The organism is Rothia sp. P7208 (assembly GCF_048512915.1).
GTDB lineage: Bacteria > Actinomycetota > Actinomycetes > Actinomycetales > Micrococcaceae > Rothia.
Genome location: NZ_JBLXXW010000001.1, coordinates 519,965 through 543,301, shown reverse-complemented (window position 1 = coordinate 543,301; position 23,337 = coordinate 519,965). Strand labels below are relative to the sequence as shown.

Sequence of the window (23,337 nt, the reverse complement as noted above, 5' to 3'; positions counted from 1 at the left end):
AATGTTATCGACTTTCGAGTTGATGATAAAAGGAAGAAGCCAGGCTGGGGAGCCTGGCTTCTTCCTTTTATCTAAAAGATACTAACCTCGTAGCAAGCAGAACAGCCTAGAGAATTGCAGAGCGTTCTGAATCGTCGGTAGAAGAATCTGAAGACATCGGTTTTAGCGGTTCAGGGGCACTTTCACGGGAACGCGCAATAAACGCCATCGCATGGTACACCACAAGAGTTGCCGCAGTACCTAAAGCAATACCAGCGAACTGAAGATTACCAATATCCCACGTGTAGTCAGCAATGCCAATAATGAGAGCTACAGACGCCGCACTCAAATTCACTTGATTTGAGAAATCTACACGGTTTTCTACCCAAATACGCACACCAAGCATACCAATCATGCCGTAAAGCACAGTCGCTGCGCCACCAAGAACACCAGCAGGAACAGACGCTACAGCCGCACCAAAGACAGGGAATACGGAAAGCGCAATCGCAAAAAGAGCCGCAAACCAGTAAGCAGCAGTCGAATACACCTTAGTCGCTGCCATGACACCAATATTCTCTGCATAAGTGGTAGTACCAGAGCCACCGCCCATACCCGCAATTGTTGTTGCAAGACCGTCAGCCATGATGGCACGCCCCGAATAAGAATCAAGATTTTCACCAGTCATCAGAGCAACAGACTTAACATGTCCAATATTCTCAGCGACCAGAATAAGAATGACTGGAATGAACAAACCTGCTAGGTTCCAATGGAACTCAGGCGCTTGGAAATGAGGAAGGCCAATCAGCCCTTGCTCCTCCCACGTCTTATGAATAACGCTAAAGTCTACTTCTCCACGAATGACAGCAGTCAGGTAGCCAATCATAACGCCCAAGAGGATGGACAAACGTCCTGTCATCCCTCTAAAGATAACGGAAATGAGAAGTATGGAACTAAGAGTGACGAGAGCCGTAACAGGTGCTTTCATGAAGTTATCTTTTGCGCTAGGGGCAAGATTGAAACCGATGAGAGCAACAATAGCGCCCGTAACGAGCGGCGGCATTAACGCTGTGAGCCATGCGGTGCCAGCCACCTGAACGATAAGTCCCACGATAAAAAGTGAGATACCTGCCATGACAATGCCGCCAAGAGCACCAGCTGGTCCTGCCTGATTCATCGCAGCCCCGATAGGCGCAATAAAAGCAAAAGAAGATCCAAGGTAGGAAGGTACTCGTCCTGCGGTAATGATGAGGAAGAGAATTGTTCCTAATCCAGAGAAGAGAAGCGTCGTTGCCGGCGGAAAACCGGTAATCAGAGGCACAAGGAAGGTTGCACCGAACATGGCAACAACGTGTTGAGCGCCAATTCCGATGGTGCGTCCCCATGTGAGTCGTTCGTGCGGAGCAACGACGTTTCCGGGGGAAATATGTTTACCGTTACCGTGAAGTTCCCAACGGAACGGGGAACGAGGTGAGGTATTTGAGCTCATAAGAGGCTCCTGCTGATTGTGAGTATGTAAAAGAACCGCTGATTATTGTACGTCAAAATATGACAGGAAACCCCACCTGAACCCAAGAAAAGCAATAGACAGAGCACACATACAAGGTGAAAACACTCCACCAACATATGCCGAACTCAACGATTAAGAGCCATATAACGACATCTCTTAAACCACAAAACACCACGTAAACAACCGGTGGGTGCACCATGATCATGGTGCACCCACCGGCAAAATAATAATTCTTGAACGCTTATAGGTCTCAGCTCATTAGCGGATACCTTTCATACGCTGAAGAATCCAACCATTGAAGAACCAGAGGATAATGCCGATAATAATGGTGCCAACACCGAGGATGGAGAAATAGGCTACCTCAGTCTCCTCAGAATAGAACTGTGCCAACCAACCAGAAAGCACCGTTCCCATGGACACTGACGTAAAGTAGAACGCCATCATATTGCTTCGATGAGCTTCAGGGGCAAGCTTTGTCGCTAGCGAGAAACCCACCGGAGAAATGGTCAATTCAGCGATGGAGTACACAAAAAGGATAAGAACAATCCAACCAACGTTGACAGAAGGGTTACCTGCCTGTGTAAGGAAAATCAGGAACGCAATACCTACACCAATAATGCCAAGCGCAAACTTGATAGGTGTTGGAGGCTGACGATCACCGAGTTTTGTCCACATGGTGCTAAAAACAGTACCGAAAAGGATGATGAACACAGGGTTAATAGAGTTAATAGTGCTGGGAGGGAATTCAAAACCAAGAATGTTCCAGTCAAGGCGAGTATCAGAGTACACTGCCATGACGGTGAACTGCTGCTGGTAAAGTGCCCAAAATACGGCGTTACCAACCCATAGCGGCAAGAACGCAATAACTCGTGAATGCTCTGTCTCAGTGGTCTGCTGTGAGGTTAGTAGCTGGTACGCCAACGCAGAAGCGCCAAGGAGGATAAGGCCCATGACCCAGCTAGAGAGATTATCCGCAGTCACAACACCCAAGGAAAGAAGAAGCGCAATGATACTGAGCACCGCGATAGCTGCAATGCTGTAACGGCGTTTTTCGTGTCCTTGGAGAGGATCAGAAATGGTGTGAACCTCAGCGGGAAGATTCTTACGTGTCAAAGAATATTGAATGAGACCAAAAGCCATACCAATGGCAGCTAGACCAAAACCAAAGTGGAATCCAAGAGTCTTCCATGCAAAGCCAGTCAATAGAGGACCAAGGAGAGCACCAATATTAACACCGATATAGAAGATGGTGAACCCAGCATCTCGTCGCGGGTCAGTTCGTGAGTAGAGTGATCCGACGAGCACTGACGCGTTAGTTTTAAGGCCACCAGAGCCGATTGCGACAAGGACCATGCCGATGATAACTCCCGCAACACCGGGGAGTAAGGCAAGAGCTATATGCCCTGCCATAATGGCAAGTGCCGAATAGAACAATGTTCGTTCTGGCCCAAATACGCGGTCACCGAAGAACCCTCCGACGATAGCGAAGAGGTAAACCATCGACCCATAAGCGCCGATGATGCCGGTAGCTGAACTTTCTGGAAGACCGAGGCCGCCGTCTGCTACCGAATAATAGAGGTAGTAGACCATGATGCCTTGCATACCGTAGAACGAGAAACGTTCCCACATCTCCACAGAGAAGAGGTTTGCCAGCATACGGGGATGGCCAAAGAATTTTTTGCCGGTAGGGTTATGAGGATCCGATACCGGAGGGCTTCCTGCTGCTGCAGAATTCATATCAACTCACTAAATTTTTTTTGGGGTACTGATACATCTTGAAGGAGATGTTTCTTGTAAAACCTTAGTCCAAAAACTGGTTTATCTGCATATTCTTAGCATATTGCCTTGTAAAACATGCTTTATCGAAAGAAACACATCGTAAATGAGGAGAAACTTTTTAACATTCCTTCAAAAATCCTCTTGTTGGTTCGTTCATCTAATGGAAGAGTTGTATCTAACGTCCGTATTTCTAGGAGTAAAAAATCATGAATGACGAGCTATCGCAAGTAACTGTTGAACAGATTCCTGAAGGCGCTAAAATTCTTGACGTTCGAGAAGACTTCGAATGGGAAGCTGGCCATATTCAAGGCGCTCAACATATCCCACTGGGAGAAATACCTGCACGTTACGGAGAAGTACCTACCGACGTTGACGTGTATGTTATCTGTCGTTCCGGTGGACGTTCTTTGAAAGCAACTGCCTATCTTAACCAGTACGGTTTTGATGCGATTAACGTTCTTGGTGGAATGGGCGCGTGGACAGATGCTCAAAAACCTATGGTTTCTGACAATGGAGACACTCCTCAAGTTCTCTAAAATACTGTACTTTTCCACGCCTCTTATGAGGTCTTAGAGAACATCGAGAACCAGAGGTGCTCTCACTAAGTATTTTAGTGAGAGCACCTCCTGTCTGTATGGCAAAAGAATCTACCGGATAGAAGAAAATTATCAGTCCCGTACATCCGGTAGCATATATTGGGTGAATAAGCCTGTGGAACTAGAGATTTTAGCTCTGAGCTACCCCATCGAACCTGCCCAAGCCTATCCGGTTATTACTGCTGATAGCAGGTATTCTTATTGGCTTGATAGCGCTTTAGCCAGCTCTAGCATGTCTCATTATTCTTATATCGGTGTAGTTCCTGAAGACTCCCAGATATTGCACTATGTTCACGCTGGAACACCAACCCCACAGGTACACCTCTACGACGGAAACGGAATACCCAACGGCACCATTGATGGTGACATCTGGGAAGTTCTCCACCAAAAATTAGAGACAACACCCACCCCCATATCGGGCACCATGTTCTCTCCTGAAGAGCCTCTACTACTGGGCGGATACGTCGGATATTTTGGGTACGAAGCACACCTCGATTTAGACATCGGTGCTAATACCCCACATGCAAAAAATGCTCCCCGTACTACACCAGATGCTTTATGGTTTCCTGCAACGAACTACCTCATCTATGAGCATCGCACAGCAAAGAGCTGGCTAGTTGGAGATAGCACATGGATCCATCACATGGAGCGGCAGCTTCGTAACCTCACGATATACCAGCCAATTCCGGCACCTCAGTTGAACTTTCCAACGCCCTCAAAACAGGACTATTGCCAGCATGTAGAAACATGCCTAGAGCAGATACATGACGGCAACAGTTACGAAGTATGCCTCACCACCGCCACACACATACACACAGAAAAACCGTTGAGCGCAGAAGAAGCCCTAGGGATTTATCTCGCTCAAAGAGAAAAGAACCCTGCCCCTTACGCCGCTTTCTTCAACTGTGCAGGATGGTATGTGCTCAGTTCTTCCCCAGAACGCTACCTTCAGGTGAAAAACACCGGAATCGTGGAAACGAAACCTATCAAAGGCACCATTCCTCGCAGCCACGACCCCGTAGAAGACCAACAACGAGCACAATGGCTCAGGGACGACCCAAAAACACGGGCTGAGAACCTGATGATTGTTGACCTACTGCGAAATGATCTCTCAACAGTAAGCCAACCAGGTACGGTTAATGTTCCGGTGCTGATGGGAGTAGAAAGCTACTCCACGGTACATCAACTTGTGTCCACTATTCGTTCACAGTTACGTGAGGGAATCACTGCTGTTGATGCAGCAGCCGCATGTTTTCCTGGCGGTTCAATGACCGGAGCACCTAAAGCATCTACGATGAGTATCATTGACTCATTGGAAAAACGCGCTCGCGGAGTATATTCGGGTGCTTTAGGATTTTTTAGTGCAGACGGTTCTGCCGAGCTATCCATTGTGATTCGCACACTCATCATCGACGCTGAAGGCACCATATCTGTGAGTGCAGGAGGTGCTATCGTCTACGACTCTCATCCTGAAGCTGAGTATCAGGAGATGCTGACGAAGTTGAACGCTGCCGTGCCACATAGAGGGAAGCCATAATCAGCGGTAGTTGCAATGGTAGGCGACGTAGTCGTTGAGCATCTGTCTCAAATACACCTGGAATATCAATCCCTTCAAGATATTGATAAATATTGGCAGGGAAAACTGCCACAAATAGTGCTGTGGCTGCTAGACCAGAAACTTTTCGTGCTCGTGGTGCGAGTAGGAGTGCTCCTCCGATGGCGAGTTCTGCTACACCAGAAAGGTACACAATATTTTCAGCTGAGCCTGGAACTATGGGTGGAACAATACTCGCAAATTTTTCGACCGTATCTTTTTTGAAGTGCAACGCACCCATGAAACACAGACCGGCGCCAAGAACGTAGCGCGTTATTTTTTGGGATGTTTTTTCGGTTGGGTCAGAAGAAAAAATAATCATATTTTCAGTCTAGTCGGTTCTTGATGTAGTAGAGAGGTGTTAACTAGTTCCGGAAAATGTATCTATAAGATTCAAAACATCGTCACGTATAGTTGAATCATCTAATTGGGTAATAGATGATTCTCGTCGTTGGGGGAGTGAGCGTGAAAAAGAGGTGTAAGACAATCAGCTTGTATGCTGTCAGAAGCATATGTGCTCTCCAAAATATGTTCAAGAAGTCTTGTTAATCGTTGGCTAGAGACTCCTGAGGTTCGCTATATTCTTGTCTGCGTTGTACTATTCAAAGGGTCAGAAAACAATCATGGGTAGCAGCGTGAACACTGAAAAAAATAATTTGCTGAAATATGTTTGGCCTTCTCTTCTCGCATCGCTGGGAAGTATCGTTGTTGGTTTAACAGATTCAGCATTGATTTCTTATTACTCAACTAATGCTCTTGCAGGTGTTTCTTTAGGAGCATCGTTCTACGAACTTCCAGTAAATTGTATTCTTGGCGCGTTAATGGCTTATAGAATTCTCGCACCACGTGTAAACTCTGATACGATCCGCGAGACTGTAGGAATTAAACTATTTTTAAAAACCTTTGTTCCTCTTTCGTTATTTATTTCTTTGGTAGGTATAGTATCCTCGATACTACTTTCTAAGAATAGTTCTGATTCTATCTGGGCCGCCGCGATTTTATACTTTGCTGCTAGAATTCCTAGTATTATTGCAGAGACTATCTCAACACTTATCGTAATACAATTAGTTTCTTGGGGAAAAACAAAAGTTCCAATTATTGTATTCTGTATAACCGCGCCATTCAATATAATTATTGATTTTTTCCTTATCTATGGATTATTTTTTGCTCCTGAGTTAGGGGTTGTTGGAGCAGGCTTAGGAAGTACTTTTGCTTCATTCGTTCCTCTTGTATACCTTTATCTGGTTTTCAATAAAGAGAAGAATAAATTTAATGAAAACTCAGAAAATGTTGAAAGAAACTATAAGGGGTGGGGCAAAATTTCTTTACCTTCACTTGGGTCTGCTTTCGTAGACTATGGGGGTAATATAATCTTTACCGCATTGATTTCTGCTGCAGGAATTGTTGAACTTGCAGGAATGAGGTTTGCTGTTCAACTCCACATCGTTATTTTTATAATAATCTCAAGCTTCTCGAGTGGTATTTTATTTATCTTGGGGAGTAAATATAAAGAAGAAACCCAAGGCGAAGATTTTATCTTTATCAAGAAGTATATAGACAGGGTGTTTGTCAGAGTTTCTGCTTTTACTCTTGTCTTATTTATTATTTTCTGTGTATTCTTTGGACGTTTTATATCTCCAGATGAAGACGTTGTTTATGTGTTTTATAAGCTGGATATATTCCTAACCTTTATTATTCCTTTTGCTTGTGTTGCGTACTCAAATATTACATTACAACGCTTTTATGGGTTTACTATAGATGATTTTAAATCTAACTCTTTAGCAGTCTGGGCAATTCAAATTCCTATTGCATTGTTGTTATTAAATATCTTTTCTGGTATCTGGCCTTTTGCTGGACTGCTTGGGTATTGGATGTTTAGAGCAATATGGAGCAGAAAACAGGTTAGAGCGAGGTTTATAAAGGCTCAGACTAATTAGCGGTTTGATTTTTTGTATGGTAAGCATGGTCTATATGTGCAGGCTTAGTTATTTGCTGGAAATACGTGTTGGGAACAAGGTATGACTGTTAACGGTCATCAGAATAATTTGTTCTTCAAAAATCATGCTTCACTGTAGTGATACTTAACCTAACTTTTCGGCAACTGCTTACCTGTAATACGACTCCTTCAACGCATGTAAACCTAGTTACAGCCTCAAGCTGAACAAAATACCGGAAAGGTGCATCACAAAATCTGGTTGGGTTACCGTTGCGATGTTATGTCTGCAAAAGCGACAATGAGTAGTGTAAAAAAATATGGATTTTTTCTTGTTCCTGCCATGGCGTTGAGGCACGGAGCGCCGGTTACCAAATGAAGATTCTGTCAGAGGGTTGCTGCTTGTGCCATCAATGAAAAACTGAGTAATCTATGGAATAAATATTATTATTTTAAAAATTTTCTTGAGAAAATTTAAGCCTCACTTTAACAAGGTGGTTTAAATGAAATGAGCGATTACCTGTTTTGGTGACATTGTTTATCAATATCCATCAGCTGATAGGAGCCTCAGATGCTTACATGGCTAGGAATCAAAAACAACACGCAGGAACAACCAGCCCGCCAGTTCTTTGGTCGCTCAAAGAAAAAGACAGTTACCCTCACCCTTATAGGAGCGCTATGGCTCCTATGGGGCGTGCCAGTAGTTGTCAAAGCGCTATTACCAGAGGCATGGGGCAATGATCCGGTAGGGGCAGTCATGCCGGGACTCATTGGGATACTGGTAGCAGTACTCATGGTGATGGTTGTAGAGCGACTAGACTGGGACAAACAACCCCCACGATAAAGGGTAAGAGCTGCATTTTATGAGTTACATAGATGATTTCTTTAAAAGGTCTGACACTAAAATTGCCACAGGTATAGCTTGCGTAGCACTATTTCTAGGAAGTTTTGGAGATGAGGCAACGCAAGTTATGTTTGCCTTACGTTTTTCAGAGACAGGTCAAACTGCACCTGCACAAGTATCTGCATTACTTGCTGCTGGGCTTCTTGGAGGTATATCAGCTGGCTTTTTTTCACCTCGTTTGCTTGCATTTTTCGGCGCTCGGCGTGTAATCAATATTGTATTTATCGCTGAAGCAACACTTATTGCTGTTGCATCATTTATGAATACGCTGTTCTGGTGTCTCATAGTTTCCGCAGCACTTGGGTGTCTAGGCTCTATACTCTGGTCTGCGGTGATGGTTGCGCTTCCCGCATTGTTTACTGATGAGGCAGGAATCGATAGAGCAAACCGAGTGATTCAATCGGTACGTAACCTTGGATATGTTGTTGGACCACTCATTGGAAGTATCTTTTTTGCCTTATCACCCGGGCCTCAGGGGTTCTTGTATGTAGCTATTCTCATGCTTATTTCTGTAGCCTGCACTGCTATATCGTTGCCTAAACTATTGAACGTTGGTGTAGGTACGAAAAATAGTTATGGAGATAGTAAAAGCGTAGATATATTGGGGTTACTCCGGACTGAAGGAGTATCTCGTGCAATCACTCCGCTCCTCATTACAGTTTTGGTAACTAGCGCATTAAACGTTCTTCTTCTGGTAAGAATCCGTAATGAACTCGGTATAAACGCCGAGATTTACGGAGTTATCGTTGCAACGCTGAGCACTGGCCTGGTAGCAGGCCCCGTAATTTTTTCTAGCTTTGTAGGAAAGAAAATCGGCGAGGCGTCTGGTGCTTCTATAGCAGCAGCCGTAATTGGTCTCAGCATCGTAATAGTAGGTTCAACACAACTTACTTGGCAGATAGTGGTAGCAGCAGCATTCATTGGCGTTGCTAACGGTGTTCAGAATTCTCTAATGTCAGGGTTTATCATCAAAAGAGTAGATTCGACAAAGCGAGTTCTTCAGATGCCTGCCTATGTTTTACTCCTGCAAACTGCAGTATTTATAGGTTTTATTGGTTCCGCTTTTATACATGTTGATCAAGCTGGTCTTGCTTTAGTTATAGTCGGTTTTATAGCTACGTTCGTAGGATTATTTGGCGCGTTTGTAAATCGGTCTAATAAACAACAACTTTCAAAAAAAGAAAAGAGGATACTGAGATGACTGCTGGAACAAGCAGATTTGAGCATAATCAATTAGCATTAGATGCCATTGATTTGCAACCACCAATAGACAAAATTGTGAGGTCTGGAATAGCAAAACTTCGAGTAAGCCAATACTCTTTCGATGAGCCCTTGTTTGATGAATATGAAGCAACAACTGTCCGAGCGACATGGGACTTTGCCGCCGCTGAGAGCATCGTAAACGACGGAGATGAAGTACTTGACCTTGGATGTGGTGATGGGCGTCTTCTCTTGCACATTGCTGGGCAACGTTTAGGGTGATTCCAAGTGTTCAAGAGCCGTTTTCACGAAGCCAGATTTTCTCTTTGACTGCACGATAGGGAAGGCAAACAGCTCATTAATCTAGGGTGTGACATTTGGGTGGAAGTTAAAAATCCATGTAAGACTATTTAACCTGGTCAATAGCTATTTTGCCCCTATTTTTACCCCACTACAAAAAGCTTCTTTCAAGAAGCTTTTTTCATTAAGCCTCCTACTTAAACGTGCTTCTGAGAAGCTGTGGATAACTCGCCACCTCTCAGAGGTGTTTCATCTGCTTATCAAAGATCTTCATCCATAAAGAATTAGCTACGTTATAGACCTAATTCAGCGCGGACTTCATCAAGGGTATATGTGCGGGCTCTACCTTCACGTACTGCTTGAGCACAAGTCTGCAACTCATAAGCATGTTCAAGTTCTGAGATACTCTGTTCCAATGCCTCTTTGACGTAAAAAGCGACAGGGCGTTCAGTGCGCTGAGCCAATGCATTTAAACGCTTTTTGAGGGTGGTTGGTATGCGTACTGTGAGTACGCTATCTGATGTAGTAGCCATGTAATATACATGGCACATTGTATTGTGTGAGGTCAAGGAGTTTGAATCAAGAATTTTGGGGATATTTTATTTCTCATCCCTTATGTGCGACTCTAAAAAGATTTCCCCGTACACACGGGGTTTGTGTTTTATCAATTTGTGATGTGATAAGTTGACTGATTATTTTTGCCATGATTCGATTAATATTACGCTAACCACCAGAGTAGAGGTGCTCAGATGGAAACAGGAAAAGCTTAAAGAATGTGCTCAAGATGGAAATGGGGTCACTTTCACAGAAATCAACGGAATTGTTACAGGCTGTTCATCTCAATAAAGGTGCTGAATTAAAGTGCTAACAAAAAATAAAATTATCCTGCCTTTGGTATTTTTTGCTATCGGTATATCTCTACTAGTTGCTAGAAGCATGGGCTTTATAAATGACGCTGTCAGTAACTATTCGATGCTAGCTCTGCTAATTATTGCGATAAGCACTGGGATATATGCTGCAATCGTTGCGCAGTCACGCCATTCATAAGGAACCGATAGAGAATCTAGAACGGACTTAGAGCAGTTTTAGATAAAAAAGAACCGGAAGGGTTATCGCTCTTCCGGTTCATAAATTCCGTCTCGCGTCTTACCGCGAAAGGAATTCAAGCTTGTGTCTACGCGTCTAGCAGTACCCAGCAGAGCCGCAACAAAAGAAGCCCGGTTCGCCGTACACGTCACAGACACCCAGAGGGTCTTTCTCTGTTGGAAACCAAGAGCGCTCCGCTGACCAAAACCCTACGGGTAGACCTATACAAGTACGCATTTTACCAGACCAGCCCCTCTTTCTATCGTGTGTTGGTTATCGACATTGACCACGTTTTCGCGTAGTTGATGTTGGCTCTGGTGGCAACTGTTGGTGTTGGAAGCTAAGGGGTGGTTCTTGTCGCCGTGTGGTGGTTTGTAAGAGTAACTAACTGGACTTGTACTATCTAGTTGCGTCCAGCGCTCACTCTTTGCCGAACAGAGCAGGGGGGGATACCCCAAGTAACTAGAAAATACTTGTTTTGATATTTAAAAATACCTGTTTTGACGTTTACTTCTCTCAAAAAGCTCTCTACAGTGAGATACAAGTCATGCATAACATATGTTTTGCATAATAAGAGCGGGAGGGTTTCATGATTTTTAAGAAACTGCTTCTGTGCTTAACGCCTTCAGGTGTGAAGTTGACTGGAACTATGGTTGCCCAGCTCCTACAGCTGGATTTTTGCCGGTCAGCGACTATCTTCTAGCAACTCAGAATTGGTATGAAGTAGCTTGGGCGTTAGCTTGGCTAGTTGATGTCAATGTGCTTGAAGGCGGACTCGTAGGTATCGTGACATATCTGGTAGCTGCAGGTGTCTGGTGTGCAACCCCATGGGTGATTTAGGAGAAAAATGTTTGGAAATGAAAAGGTAAAAACTCTGTTACGTATGTTTCAGACGAAAGGTGTCTACGAGTATTTTGCAACACCAGAGCTACAGGCGTTCTGTGGTTATGTTGTAGCAGGTCAACGTAGACAAGCAATTGCAGAGTATGCGCGGGTATTTCCAAATGCCTCAATTGTTGAGAGATATGTGGCATTTGAGGCAGCGAAATCTTTGGGGAATGCTACTTTAACTAGTTTCCAAAAGTAGTATTCTCACCAAATATATAACCCGTTCCAATTTCACTGGTTTTGGCACGGGAACAACGAGCAACCAGTACACCCGAAAAACCCATATCGAAAACCTGCACCGAAAAGGCTCCTCGGCAAACACATCAGGGAGTAATTCAAAGTGTTCAAGAGTCGTTTTTACGAAGCCAGCTTTTCTCTTTGGCCGCACGATAGGGAATGCTTCAATAAGTGAATTGTGCGGGGTGAAAGTTGCGGCTGGTGGGAAATGTCAGCCTTTTGACTGTGTCTATACATACTGTAAGAAATACTGTGTGTCTATCATTGAAAATATGAAATGGCTTCCAGCTTACTATCTCGGTGTCGTTGCTATTGTCACCGTCATGTTGTTCGTTCCGATGGTGCTAAATCTAAGTGTGGCCACTTCTGTTGCGCTTGCTGTTCTTGGTGTTTTTATGTGCGCCGTGATGACATTTTTATTTGTCAAAGCAGCACGCAAAAATAGTCATTCTATAAGGTAAAACGAGCATGCTCGAGTACTCCCTAACTGGGGTGCACACTTAACTATTCAGGGTCAAAAAGTTCCCGCTTGTGAAAAGTAGCAGGCCCAACGCAGAACCAGTTGCTTCGCAAACAGAATAACTGTGTACTACCGAATCAAATGTTCACCGCTGGCAACCAAACTGGCCATGATGCCGAAGCGTAGATGCCTACGAGTTTTTCATCATCTTAGCGATGCTTTATCTCGTGTGAACTGAAGAAGATGACTAGACTAGAGAGCATGACTAAGCTCTCCGAAAAAATGCCCATTGAACAAGCTCGCCAACGCCTACAAGAACTTATCCGAGAACTTGCCGTTGTTCGCGGAAAAGTAACTCTCGCTTCTGGTCAGGAAGCAGACTACTATGTGGACTTGCGTCGAGTAACTTTACACCATGAGGCTTCACGTCTTGTCGGTCAGGTCATGTTAGACCTGATTGACTCTGCCGGTATTGAATTTGATGCCGCTGGTGGGCTCACCATGGGCGCTGATCCTGTCGGGCATGCCATCATGCGCGCTGCCGGCGACGAAGACCGCGCTATTGACACTTTTGTGGTTCGTAAAGCGCAGAAATCGTACGGTATGGGACGTCAGGTAGAAGGCCCTAATGTGCAAGGCCGCCGTGTTGTCGCTGTTGAAGATACCTCAACCACCGGTGGGTCTGCTTTGACCGCGGTTGAAGCTTTACGCGCTGCCGGCGCTCAGGTAGTTGCTGTAGCTGTGATTGTAGACCGTGCTACGGGCGCAAAAGAACATATTGAAGAGGTTGCAGGAGTCCCTTGCCTCTACGCATACTCAAAAACTGATTTAGGTCTCGACTAAAAAACTTTTCTGGTGGTAGCAGCTGCACCTTTTCTGGTGTCGCTGCTACCACTCTTTTCTTGGCAGATGGAGATAAGGTGAGTGAAGAATACGCTAGCTCAAAAGATGAAAAAACCTCCGCGGAGCTATCTCACACCATTGGTGTTGGCCCGTGGGAAGGAGAGCTTCCAGAAGGTGACTGGTGGGATGATCAGCTCCTACGAGAAGGCGACCGCCGTAACGTTGTTGATAAATACCGTTACTGGAAAATGGAAGCAATTATTGCTGATCTCGACACCAAACGTCACAACTTCCATGTTGCTATTGAAAACTGGCAACACGATTTGAATATTGGAACTGTTGTACGTACAGCTAATGCGTTCCTTGCGCGAGAAGTACATATTATCGGTAAACGGCGTTGGAATAGACGCGGCGCAATGGTAACTGACAGGTATCAGCATGTGCGTCACCACCCCACGATTGAAGAGTTCTTAGAGTGGGCGCGTAGTGAAGATATCGCTGTTATTGGTATCGATATTTTTCCAGATTCACAGCAGTTAGAAACTTACGATCTACCTGAAAAATGTGTTCTTGTTTTTGGGCAAGAAGGCCCCGGTCTTTCACCAGAGATTCACCATGCAGCAGAAGCTACTTTATCTATCGAACAGTTTGGTTCTACCCGTTCGATGAACGCGGCAAGTGCTGCAGCAGTGGCCATGCACGCATGGGTGCGTCGCCATGTCTTTGGGCAAAAAGTGCATTCGTCCTAGGATTTTATAACTATTAAAACGATGCTGGTGGGGCGGTTAAGAACATTCTTAACCGCCCCACCAGCAATGTATCTCTTAGTTTTGGGTCGTTATATTTCTGTTGTTAGAGAGAAAAGACCCAGGTGGCTAGAGTCATGGTGGTTGCGGTAATGAGGAAGATGCCGATGACGTTGAGCCAGAAACCGCCTTTAATCATTTGCGAGATGGAGACATAACCAGAGCCGTAGGCAATAGCGTTGGGTGGGGTAGCTACCGGAAGCATGAAAGCGCAGGTTGCTGAAAGTGCCACAGGAATAGCTAGTAGCATTGGGTTGAATCCCATTCCCATGGCGATACCACCGGCAACAGGTAAGAAAGTTGCTGCTGTTGCAGTGTTTGAGGTTAACTCTGTGAGGAAGATGACTCCTGCTGTTACTAAGAAAATCATGAGCACTAGAGGTAGCGCGTCGAGGTGACCTACTGCTTTGCCAATCCATTCGGTAAGACCGGATTTTGTGAATTGGCTAGAGAGTGCAAGGCCTCCACCAAAAAGCATGAGGACGCCCCACGGTAGTTGCATAGCGGTATCCCAGTCGATGAGTCGAACACCTTTTTTGCCGGCTTTACCAGCGGGGAGCATGAAGAGAATACATCCGACGAGGATGGCAATTCCAGCATCGGTAATAGGTGCTTGCTTGCCCCAAATGACGGGGACGAAAATCCATGCAAGTGCTGCACCAATAAAGATGATAAGCACTTGAAGCTCTCCTGAGCTCATGGGCCCAAGCTTCTTATATTCGTTATTGATGAGTTCTTTACCGCCTGGAATCTCTTTAATTTCGGGTCGGAATACTACTTGGGTGAGCATAAACCAGCAAATGAATAACATGATGACGGCTAGAGGAACGCCGACAAGCATCCATTGTCCAAAACCAATGACGATGTTGTGCGTATCAGCAAGGTAACCGGAAAGTAGGGTGTTTGGTGGGGTTCCAATGAGCGTTCCTAGCGAACCAATAGATGCAGAGTATGCGATGCCGAGCATGAGTGCCGTACCAAAATTTGATGTGACGAGTTCTGCTGTCGCATCTTTGGTGCTTGTTCCTGGGTCTTTATGCTGAATTTGAGCGATGAGGGTTAGAACTGAAACGCCGATGGGGAGCATCATGACAGCTGTTGCAGTGTTGGAAACCCACATGGAGAGGAAGCCTGTAGCTATCATGAAGCCGGCAACCATGGCTGAGGGCCGGGAGCCCATAACTCTTAGGGTGAGAAGGGCGATACGCCGGTGCAGGTTCCAGCGTTGCATGGCAAGGGCTAGGAGGAATCCTCCCATGAAGAGGAAGATGATGCTGTTGCCGTAGGAGGCTCCTACGTCGTTGATTTTTACTTCTGGGTTGAAGACCGGAAAAATCACTAATGGTAGCAGTGCTGTTGCGGGTATGGGGAGAGCTTCTGTCATCCACCAGCCACCCATGAGGACGGCCGTAGCTGCGGTGAGTCGTGCTGCGTGAGGCATATCTGCTGGCAGGATGCAATACATCAGAAGTGCTGCGAATAGACCTCCGAATAGGCCGATGAGTCGCTTGGTGCGTTCGCCTGATTCTATTTCTTCTGCTCGTGAGCCTCGTGAAAGTTGTACCTGATCGATAGTTTGTGTGGGGACTGGCTCATAGTTTTTGAGGTGATCCCCTGTGACGTGTGGGTGCGGATTACTCATAGTGGTAGTTCCTTTATTGCTGTGTGGAGGGCGCGTCGTTGAACCCTCACAAAATGTGATGCATATTCGGCGATTCTAGCCACAAGGTTGGTGGTAAAGCTATCTTAGGCGCGCCGATAGTGCAGAAAAAGACATCTTTTATTCCAAAAGATGAGAATTGTTCTAGGTGTGTTGTGTAGGGGTGTGATGTGCCATTGTGTGAGATTTAGTTAGTTTTCTTGGTGGTGGTATTTAATGGCGTGGAAAAGCGTGGGTTTTGCTGTGACATTTGAGTTTAGTAGGCTTTTCCTTCCCCTTGGAAAGGGTGTTAAAGCTGGTAATAGTTGTTTGTAAGGTGGCGAAATAGCGTGTTATTAAGTGGGTTTATGTCCGAAACATTGCGAAAAATTCCGTAGCTATTAGCCTGTAAGTTGCTAGAATAAGAAGTACGAATGTGCGCTTATGCCACATAGCTGAACAAGCGTACCGTGAACACGCAGTCATCAATACCGGTGGCTATCTAACAAAACTCCAAGGAGTCCGCATGCCTATTGCAACCCCGGAAAAATACGCAGAAATGCTCGAAAACGCAAAGACTAAAGGTTTTGCGTACCCTGCAATCAACGTTACTTCCTCTCAGACACTCAACGCTGCTATCGCAGGTTTTGCAGAAGCAGGGTCTGACGGTATTATCCAGGCATCAACCGGTGGCGCAGCTTACTGGTCTGGATCTAGCAAAAAAGACATGGTCGTTGGTGCACTCGCATTTGCCGCATACGCCAAAGTTGTCGCAGCGCAATACGATGTAAACATTGCACTACACACCGACCACTGCCCCAAAGACAAGCTAGACTCCTATGTTCTTCCCCTTCTCGAAGAATCTGAAAAAGCTGTAGCTCGTGGCGAAGACCCCATCTTCAACTCTCACATGTGGGACGGTTCTGCTATCTCACTAGAAGAGAACCTCGAAATCGCTCAGCAGATGATTGCACGTACCGCAAAGAACCACCAGGTTCTTGAGGTTGAAATTGGTGCAGTCGGCGGCGAAGAAGACGGTGTAGAAGGCGCTATCGACGACTCTCTCTACACCACTGTTGAAGACGCTATCAAAACTGTAGAAGCTATTGGACTTGGCGAAAAAGGCACCTACATGGCAGCTCTTACCTTCGGCAACGTCCATGGCGTTTACAAGCCCGGTAACGTGCACCTCCGCCCTGAACTTCTCAAAGAAATTCAGGAAGAAGTCGGCGCGAAGTACGGTAAAGAGAAGCCCTTCTACCTTGTATTCCACGGTGGTTCTGGTTCTACTGAGCAAGAAATTGCCGATGCTGTATCTTACGGTGTTGTCAAGATGAACATTGACACTGACACCCAGTACGCATATACCCGCCCTGTTGCTGGACACATGTTCTCCAACTACGATGGTGTTCTTAAAGTTGACGGCGAAGTCGGAAACAAGAAGACCTATGACCCTCGTGTATGGGGCGCTGCAGCAGAAGCTGGCATGAGCGCTCGCGTTGTTGAGGCTGCCCAGCAGCTTGGCTCTGTGGGAACATCTATCAAGTAGTTCTTGCAAGAATAACGTTTTATCGTTGTTACGGTGCGACAGGTTCACAATGTGAGCTTGTCGCACCGTATTTTTTATTGATTTTCTAAAGATTTTGTTGACTTTCTAAGAATATGAAGAGTAATATTGCTCACAAGGGTGAAATGTTTTACCCAAAATGCATCGGCAATCTTAAGGAGAATCTGCGATGTCTGTAGAAACAACAACGGTGTTTGTTCTCGTATATCTTTTAGTGGCGCTTGCTGTTGGAGCGTTGGTTGTCGCAGTGCTAATTACTCAGCTTAAAAAGAACCTTCTTGCTATCAAATGGTACAAAACTCAGAACCTTGAGCAGGTAGAGCACCCTGAAACATCAAAAAGAGATAGCGTTCTAGGCGTCAACGGTGTGACCTCTTTTGCCGAATAACGTAACTAAGTATTTTCTCTTAGAGGTAGCTAACTTTTATTAGGTGATTGAAAAGCTGCTCGTCATCAACTTGTTGTGGCGGGCAGCTTTTCTTGTGTGCCGTAAATGAACTAAGGTCAGGGTAATCCTCGGTAGGATGACTGCGTATACTCCTTGCATAATAGGTGAGGGATAAAAAATTGTAATTACACAAAAAGAGGGAAAAATATCATGTCTTTAGCCGGAAAAAATCTTCTAGACGGGCCTGCCCCCACCTATTTGCCAGAAGAAACGGAATTGCTTGCCCGCATTGAACAAGGGGAATCGCCTGAAGCGTTAGCGCAATCCTTTCCTAAATCGTCACTGGCTTGGGCGCTTCTTGCGGAAAAAACGCTGGAGGAAGGTAATCTGATTCAAGGTTATGCTTATGCTCGTGTGGGATACCACCGCGGGCTAGATTCTCTCCGTGCTAATGGCTGGCGTGGGCACGGTCCCATACCCTATACTCACTTGCCAAACCGAGGTTTTCTAAAAGCCTTATTCTTGCTCGGAGAAGCAGCTGATGCAATAGGAGAATCAGATGAATCTGCACGCATTGAAAAATTCCTCAATGATTCTGACCCTGAAGCAGCGCAACGACTAAAACAAACTTCCTAAAATATCTTTACCTGATACAAGCACAGTGCGTCATAGGGGTGGTGTTCAAGAATTTTGTTCTTGAACACCACCCCTATGACATATGAACAAGCGGGAACTTACTTCACTAAATCAGGAAATGCGTCTGCAACGGCAGGGAACATAATTTTTCCGCTATCGGTGTTGAGCCCTGCTTGCAAGGAAGAATCTTCTGCTAATGCTTGATCAACGCCCTGTGCAAGCTTGAGGATATAAGGCAAGGTGGCATCGGTCAGTGCCACCGTAGAGGTACGTGGAACAGCCCCCGGCATATTTGCGACACAATAATGACGGATGCCATCGACCTCATAGATAGGGTCTTGATAGGTGGTTGGTCGGGAAGTCTCAAAACAACCACCCTGATCAATTGCTACGTCGATGAGCAATGCACCAGTTTTCATAGAAGACAGGTGCTCTCGGCGTACTAGCTTGGGAGCTTTTGCCCCGGGGACAAGCACTGACCCAACGACAACGTCTGCCTCGGAAATCTCACGCGCAATATTGCGTGGTGTTGAGTTCAGAATACGAGCTGTAGAACCAAAAATAGTATTCAATTCGCGTACTCGAGGGCCGTATCCTTCAAGAATGGTGACTTCGGCGCCAAGTCCTACACACATCTGTGCCGCATGGGTACCAACATTGCCGCCGCCAAGGACAACGACTCGTGCTGGTGCAACACCTGGAACGCCACCAAGAAGGATGCCGGGGCCACCTTGGGAGCCGAGTAGATATTGTGCTGCTGCAGAGCCGGCAAGACGACCTGCAACCTCACTCATGGGTAGCAGTAACGGTAGGGTTCGCCCAACACGTACTGTTTCATAAGCAATAGCACGTGTCTTTGCTGTTATGAGAGCTTGTGTGAGTGGTTTGTCTGCTGCAAGGTGAAGATACGTAAATAGGGTTAAATCTTCGCGTAGATACTGGTATTCGGATTCGATGGGTTCCTTGACCTTAACAAGAAGTTCTGCGCTGTTCCATGCCTCATCTGCGCTGACAAGGCGTGCACCAGCTTCTTGGTATTCTTTGTTGCTAAAGCCTGCACCGACGCCGGCGTCGGTTTCTACAAGAACTTCATGTCCCGCTTCGACGAGAGCGTGAACACCGTCTGGGGTCATGCCAACTCGTTGTTCTTGTGGTTTTATCTCGCGGGGTACGCTAATGCGCATGAGATCCTCCATTGGACTGAAATATACAAATAGGCCTTGTGTGACCTAAATATCATTCTCTAGCGGTTGCGCAAAGATAACAATTATGTGTGATATACTTCACCTTTGGGTGGTTGTTTAATATGTAAAACACCGTCATGATGCCTAACCTAAGCATCTTTTATACACCTGTCGCTACGTCAAAACACCTCCTAAGAAACAGATACACTAGAACGCATGCGCTACACCTTCCTCGGACCATCTGGAACCTTCACCGAATCGGCACTTCTGAGCATCCCCGAAACTCATACCAGTGAACGCTTCCCCTCACCCACCGTTCCTGCCGCCTTTAGAGCACTTCTCTTAGATCAAGCAGACGCGGCTATGGTCCCTATCGAAAATTCTGTAGAAGGAGGAGTCAGTGCAACGCTTGACTCTATCGCTCGTGAAAAAAGCTTGCGAATTATCCGCGAAGTGCTCGTACCCATCGAATTCTCCCTCGTAGCACGCAAAAATATCAACCTTGACGATATTCAACGTGTATCAACACATTCCCATGCATGGGCACAAATACGACAGTGGGCAGAACAGCACATTCCACAAGCAGACTATGTTCCAGAGCAATCAACAGCGGCTGCCGCCATGGGATTACTTGAAAATCACCCGACCTATGATGCTGCCGTCTGTGCACCAGCTGTCGCTCAAAACAACCCTGAGCTAACTGTCCTTGCAGAAAACATTGGTGACAACAAACAAGCTGTTACACGGTTTATTTTGGTTGCAAAAAACCCCGTTATCCCCGAACCTACTGGTGCAGATAAAACAACGCTGGTAGTTCCATTGCCTCAAGATGAACCTGGAGCATTACTTAACCTCCTAGAACAATTCTCGACTCGTGGTATTAACCTTTCGCGTATCGAATCGCGTCCAACAGGACAGTTCTTGGGGTCATACTTTTTCTCAATTGACGCTGACGGTCACCTCTTTGAATCACGGATGCAAGATGCGCTACGTGGACTCCATAGAATCAGCCCGCAACTCACCTTTTTAGGGTCATATCCTCGTGCACTCTACGAAAAAAATACTGTAGACCCTGTGCATGCTGATAAGGCATTCTCTCAAGCTGAGCAGTGGGTAAAATCCCTACTGCAATAACTTATCCCTTAGATGACTATAAAATCACGGGGTGTATATTCCATCTTCAGAATATACACCCCACCATTTAGCTCTTATTCTGATTCTTGAGGATAAAGCGAAATCTTCACCGCGCCTGGTAAGACCTCCGCCTGTAAACGAATCGCATGAGGAAGAGTGTCCCCGTCAATCTCTACCGGCTGTTCTTCTCGAAAGAACTTAATATTTGCACTCTTGCCCACTACATGTTCAAGAACTCGTCGGCGCTTATTGAATATTTGAGGACCTAGAACAAACTGCACTCCTACAATAATCCACTCACTCAAATTGCGAGGAGCCAGAATAATAACTTCTAGCTGACCATCTTGAGCATTTGTCGTAGACGTAAGATTTACCCCGCCTTGCACCTGACCACAGTTAGCAATAAGAACTGAACGGATTTTACGTCGTATAGGAGGCCGATCATCTACTGTAATTTTGACAGACTTACGTGGTTTGAGAAGATTTTTTAAACCTGCCTGCAAATACGCAACCCACCCAAATCTAGTTTTTAACTTTTCATCAGTGTCATGCATAATTTGGGCATCAAAACCTGCCCCACCCATGATGATGTAGCGCCGTTCAGTGATGCTCTGATCTCGATGAGTCATTTTCATCTGAATCATGTCAACCCGTTCGGGAGTCCCATACAAGGCAGTATTAACTGACTCTGCAACATCTCCATAGGCTAAGTTAAGATTGCGTGCGAGAAGATTACCTGTACCCATCGGCACAATACCTAACGTGGCCTCGCTGCCGGCTAGAGCTGAAGCAACTTCACGAACTGTGCCATCACCACCAATAGCTATAACGCGCTGTGCCCCATGCTCTAAAGCCTTTTGCGCAACTTGATAGCCGGGGTCTTCAACCGTTGTTTCATAAAATAATGCCTCTGGCCATTGCGCCTGAGCCAACTGTTCCTTGATGGTCTGGCAACTTAACTCTGCCTGAGGTTTCGTTGGATTAAAAATAACCGCAACCTTCTGAGGCTCTCCCGGTGACAGCATCACATGTGATGGCTGGTATATAGGGAAAACGTCTCGCCCTCCGTGTCTGCTGAGCATATTAAACGCCCACGTAGCGACGCTACATCCTGCACCTAAAGCGAGAGTGCTATAAATGACTATTTTCCGTGTGCTGATGTTCATGATAGTTAGCGTATCAACTATGGGGTGTGTGAATTTGAGCGAACCCGCAGTAATTGCGGTAAATTTATACCGTGATTGATATTAACCTTCTTCGTGAAAACCCAGACCTATTCCGTGAATCGCAGCGTAAACGTGGCGCTGATGAGTCTTTGGTAGACCAGATTCTTGAAGCTGATGCAACCCGCCGTTCTAGCATCACTGAATTTGAGAATCTGCGTGCTGAACAGAAAACATTCGGCAAGAAGGTCGCTCAGGCTCAAGGAGAACAAAAGCAGGCATTGCTTGCTGAAGTCAAAGAACTTTCTGAACGTGTAGCTCAAGCGAAAATTGCTTCTGAAAAGGCGCAAGCTCAGCAAGAAGAACTCCTGACTCGCATGGAAAACCTTGTTATTGATGGTGTCCCCGTCGGCGGAGAAGATGACTATGTTGTTCTCAAGACCGTTGGTGAACCTCGAAACTTTGAGGCAGAAGGTTTCTCCCCTCGTGACCATCTTGAGATTGGTGAACTAGTAGACGGTATTGACATGGTGCGTGGGGCTAAAGTCTCTGGCTCTCGTTTTTACTTCCTCAAAGGCCATGTTGCTCGTTTAGAACAAGCGTTGTTGTTCATGGCGTTAGATCAAGCTGCTTCTGACGGTTTCACCATGATGACAACACCTACTCTGGTACGCCCAGAAACAATGAACGGTACCGGTTTTAACGTCAAACACGACGATGAGATTTACCGTTTAGAACGTGACGACCTGTATCTTGTCGGCACTTCTGAGGTTGCTTTAGCTGGTTACCATGCAGACGAGATTATTGACTTCTCTCAGGGTGCAAAGAAATACCTTGGTTGGTCTTCTTGCTACCGTCGCGAAGCTGGTTCTGCCGGAAAAGACACTCGTGGAATTATTCGTGTGCACCAGTTCAATAAAGCTGAAATGTTTGTGTACTGCCCCGTAGGAGAGGCTGAAGATATGCATGCTCAGCTTCTGAGCTGGGAGGAACAGATGCTTCAAAAATGCGAGTTGTCTTATCGTGTTATTGATACAGCAGCTGGAGACCTTGGATCTTCTGCTGCCCGTAAATTTGACTGCGAAGCGTGGGTTCCTACTCAAGGTACCTACCGTGAGCTGACTTCAACCTCAAACTGCACAACTTTCCAAGCTCGTCGCTTGAACATTCGTGAACGTCTTGCCGATACCGTTGATTCTTCAGGGAAGACGAAGAAGGGTGGTACTCGTGCAGTGGCTACATTGAACGGTACTTTAGCAACGACCCGTTGGCTTGTTGCCATTCTAGAAACACACCAGCAGGCTGATGGCTCTGTTCGTATCCCTGAAGCGTTGCGTCCATATATGGGCGGGTTAGAGGTTATTCCTGTGGCTCAATAATACTTTTGCTGTTTTAGCCGCTAAAAAAGAGGCGATCCTTGGGCGTTCAAGGGTTGCCTCTTTTGTCGTATTTGGAGTGTTAACGGGACACTCTAAAAAAATGTTCGTCTAGACGAACATTTAAGCTATACTCGT

General features: G+C 45.8%; 23 protein-coding genes. 16 read left to right on the top strand and 7 right to left on the bottom strand.

All coding sequences use genetic code 11. From position 1 onward, the window contains the following. Positions 1-106: 106 nt before the first annotated feature. A complete protein-coding gene (locus ACN084_RS02535; protein ID WP_419105786.1) occupies positions 107-1,465 on the bottom strand; it encodes a uracil-xanthine permease family protein in 1,359 nt (452 codons plus the stop codon). Between the two features lie 279 nt (positions 1,466-1,744). After that, positions 1,745-3,223 (bottom strand): peptide MFS transporter, encoded by a 1,479-nt coding sequence (locus tag ACN084_RS02530; protein ID WP_419105785.1) that lies wholly within the window; start codon positions 3,221-3,223, stop codon positions 1,745-1,747. 248 nt (positions 3,224-3,471) lie between these two features. Between ACN084_RS02530 and ACN084_RS02525 the strand changes: the two genes are divergently transcribed. Beyond that, positions 3,472-3,801, top strand: coding sequence for a rhodanese-like domain-containing protein (locus ACN084_RS02525; RefSeq protein WP_419105784.1), 330 nt, complete (start codon positions 3,472-3,474; stop codon positions 3,799-3,801). Positions 3,802-3,964: 163 nt separating this feature from the next. Then, a complete protein-coding gene (pabB, locus tag ACN084_RS02520) occupies positions 3,965-5,398 on the top strand; it encodes an aminodeoxychorismate synthase component I (protein ID WP_419105783.1) in 1,434 nt (477 codons plus the stop codon). On the opposite strand, the gene ACN084_RS02515 is transcribed toward pabB, so the two are convergent. Further along, on the bottom strand, positions 5,310-5,777 hold the full coding sequence (locus ACN084_RS02515) for a hypothetical protein (RefSeq protein WP_419105782.1): 468 nt from the start codon (positions 5,775-5,777) through the stop codon (positions 5,310-5,312). The two genes, pabB and ACN084_RS02515, sit on opposite strands and share 89 nt — an antisense overlap. Before the next feature lie 313 nt (positions 5,778-6,090). On the opposite strand from ACN084_RS02515, the gene ACN084_RS02510 reads away from it, so the two are divergent. The 4 genes from ACN084_RS02510 (at position 6,091) to ACN084_RS02495 (ending at position 9,774) form a co-directional block, all read left to right on the top strand. Beyond that, positions 6,091-7,392: an MATE family efflux transporter gene (locus tag ACN084_RS02510; protein ID WP_419105781.1), complete on the top strand. Its 1,302-nt coding sequence runs from the start codon at positions 6,091-6,093 to the stop codon at positions 7,390-7,392. A 567-nt stretch (positions 7,393-7,959) separates the two neighbouring features. After that, on the top strand, positions 7,960-8,232 hold the full coding sequence (locus ACN084_RS02505; protein WP_419105780.1) for a hypothetical protein: 273 nt from the start codon (positions 7,960-7,962) through the stop codon (positions 8,230-8,232). Between the two features lie 19 nt (positions 8,233-8,251). Further along, complete coding sequence (locus ACN084_RS02500; RefSeq protein WP_419105779.1) at positions 8,252-9,493, top strand: MFS transporter; 1,242 nt, start codon at positions 8,252-8,254, stop codon at positions 9,491-9,493. Then, a complete protein-coding gene (locus tag ACN084_RS02495) occupies positions 9,490-9,774 on the top strand; it encodes a methionine biosynthesis protein MetW (protein ID WP_419105778.1) in 285 nt (94 codons plus the stop codon). Before ACN084_RS02500 ends, ACN084_RS02495 begins: the two co-directional genes overlap by 4 nt. 311 nt (positions 9,775-10,085) lie before the next feature. Here ACN084_RS02495 and ACN084_RS02490 read toward each other — a convergent pair whose 3' ends face one another. After that, complete coding sequence (locus ACN084_RS02490) at positions 10,086-10,325, bottom strand: antitoxin (RefSeq protein WP_419101135.1); 240 nt, start codon at positions 10,323-10,325, stop codon at positions 10,086-10,088. 1,165 nt (positions 10,326-11,490) lie between these two features. Between ACN084_RS02490 and ACN084_RS02485 the strand changes: the two genes are divergently transcribed. The 5 genes from ACN084_RS02485 to ACN084_RS02465 all read left to right on the top strand — a co-directional run bounded on the left by ACN084_RS02485 (position 11,491) and on the right by ACN084_RS02465 (position 14,055). Beyond that, complete coding sequence (locus ACN084_RS02485; protein WP_419105777.1) at positions 11,491-11,718, top strand: hypothetical protein; 228 nt, start codon at positions 11,491-11,493, stop codon at positions 11,716-11,718. A 7-nt stretch (positions 11,719-11,725) separates the two neighbouring features. Then, positions 11,726-11,965, top strand: coding sequence for a hypothetical protein (locus ACN084_RS02480; protein WP_419105776.1), 240 nt, complete (start codon positions 11,726-11,728; stop codon positions 11,963-11,965). A 292-nt stretch (positions 11,966-12,257) separates the two neighbouring features. Continuing rightward, entirely contained in the window at positions 12,258-12,464 is a 207-nt protein-coding gene (locus tag ACN084_RS02475) for a hypothetical protein (RefSeq protein ID WP_419105775.1), read from the top strand. Positions 12,465-12,724: 260 nt separating this feature from the next. Beyond that, positions 12,725-13,306 carry an orotate phosphoribosyltransferase gene (gene pyrE, locus ACN084_RS02470; RefSeq protein ID WP_419101131.1) on the top strand — a complete coding sequence of 194 codons (582 nt, stop codon included), beginning with the start codon at positions 12,725-12,727 and terminating at the stop codon, positions 13,304-13,306. A 77-nt stretch (positions 13,307-13,383) separates the two neighbouring features. Continuing rightward, positions 13,384-14,055 (top strand): TrmH family RNA methyltransferase, encoded by a 672-nt coding sequence (locus ACN084_RS02465; protein WP_419105774.1) that lies wholly within the window; start codon positions 13,384-13,386, stop codon positions 14,053-14,055. A gap of 103 nt (positions 14,056-14,158) precedes the next feature. Here the strand turns inward: ACN084_RS02465 and ACN084_RS02460 are convergent, their stop codons facing one another. Next, positions 14,159-15,754 carry an SLC13 family permease gene (locus ACN084_RS02460; RefSeq protein WP_419105773.1) on the bottom strand — a complete coding sequence of 532 codons (1,596 nt, stop codon included), beginning with the start codon at positions 15,752-15,754 and terminating at the stop codon, positions 14,159-14,161. A 523-nt stretch (positions 15,755-16,277) separates the two neighbouring features. On the opposite strand from ACN084_RS02460, the gene fbaA reads away from it, so the two are divergent. The 3 genes from fbaA to ACN084_RS02445 all read left to right on the top strand — a co-directional run bounded on the left by fbaA (position 16,278) and on the right by ACN084_RS02445 (position 18,342). Further along, positions 16,278-17,300, top strand: a complete 1,023-nt coding sequence (fbaA, locus tag ACN084_RS02455) for a class II fructose-bisphosphate aldolase (protein WP_419105772.1) — start codon at positions 16,278-16,280, stop codon at positions 17,298-17,300. Between the two features lie 187 nt (positions 17,301-17,487). After that, positions 17,488-17,706 (top strand): hypothetical protein, encoded by a 219-nt coding sequence (locus tag ACN084_RS02450; RefSeq protein ID WP_419105771.1) that lies wholly within the window; start codon positions 17,488-17,490, stop codon positions 17,704-17,706. Positions 17,707-17,916: 210 nt separating this feature from the next. Further along, on the top strand, positions 17,917-18,342 hold the full coding sequence (locus ACN084_RS02445) for a DUF3151 domain-containing protein (protein WP_419101126.1): 426 nt from the start codon (positions 17,917-17,919) through the stop codon (positions 18,340-18,342). Positions 18,343-18,440: 98 nt separating this feature from the next. On the opposite strand, the gene ald is transcribed toward ACN084_RS02445, so the two are convergent. Then, complete coding sequence (ald, locus tag ACN084_RS02440) at positions 18,441-19,526, bottom strand: alanine dehydrogenase (protein WP_419105770.1); 1,086 nt, start codon at positions 19,524-19,526, stop codon at positions 18,441-18,443. A gap of 216 nt (positions 19,527-19,742) precedes the next feature. Here ald and pheA point away from each other — a divergent pair, with 216 nt between their 5' ends. Continuing rightward, positions 19,743-20,660, top strand: coding sequence for a prephenate dehydratase (pheA, locus tag ACN084_RS02435; protein ID WP_419105769.1), 918 nt, complete (start codon positions 19,743-19,745; stop codon positions 20,658-20,660). A gap of 74 nt (positions 20,661-20,734) precedes the next feature. Here pheA and ACN084_RS02430 read toward each other — a convergent pair whose 3' ends face one another. Further along, entirely contained in the window at positions 20,735-21,826 is a 1,092-nt protein-coding gene (locus ACN084_RS02430) for a diacylglycerol/lipid kinase family protein (RefSeq protein WP_419105768.1), read from the bottom strand. Positions 21,827-21,897: 71 nt separating this feature from the next. Between ACN084_RS02430 and serS the strand changes: the two genes are divergently transcribed. Beyond that, positions 21,898-23,202: a serine--tRNA ligase gene (gene serS / locus ACN084_RS02425; protein WP_419105767.1), complete on the top strand. Its 1,305-nt coding sequence runs from the start codon at positions 21,898-21,900 to the stop codon at positions 23,200-23,202. Positions 23,203-23,337 lie beyond the last annotated feature (135 nt).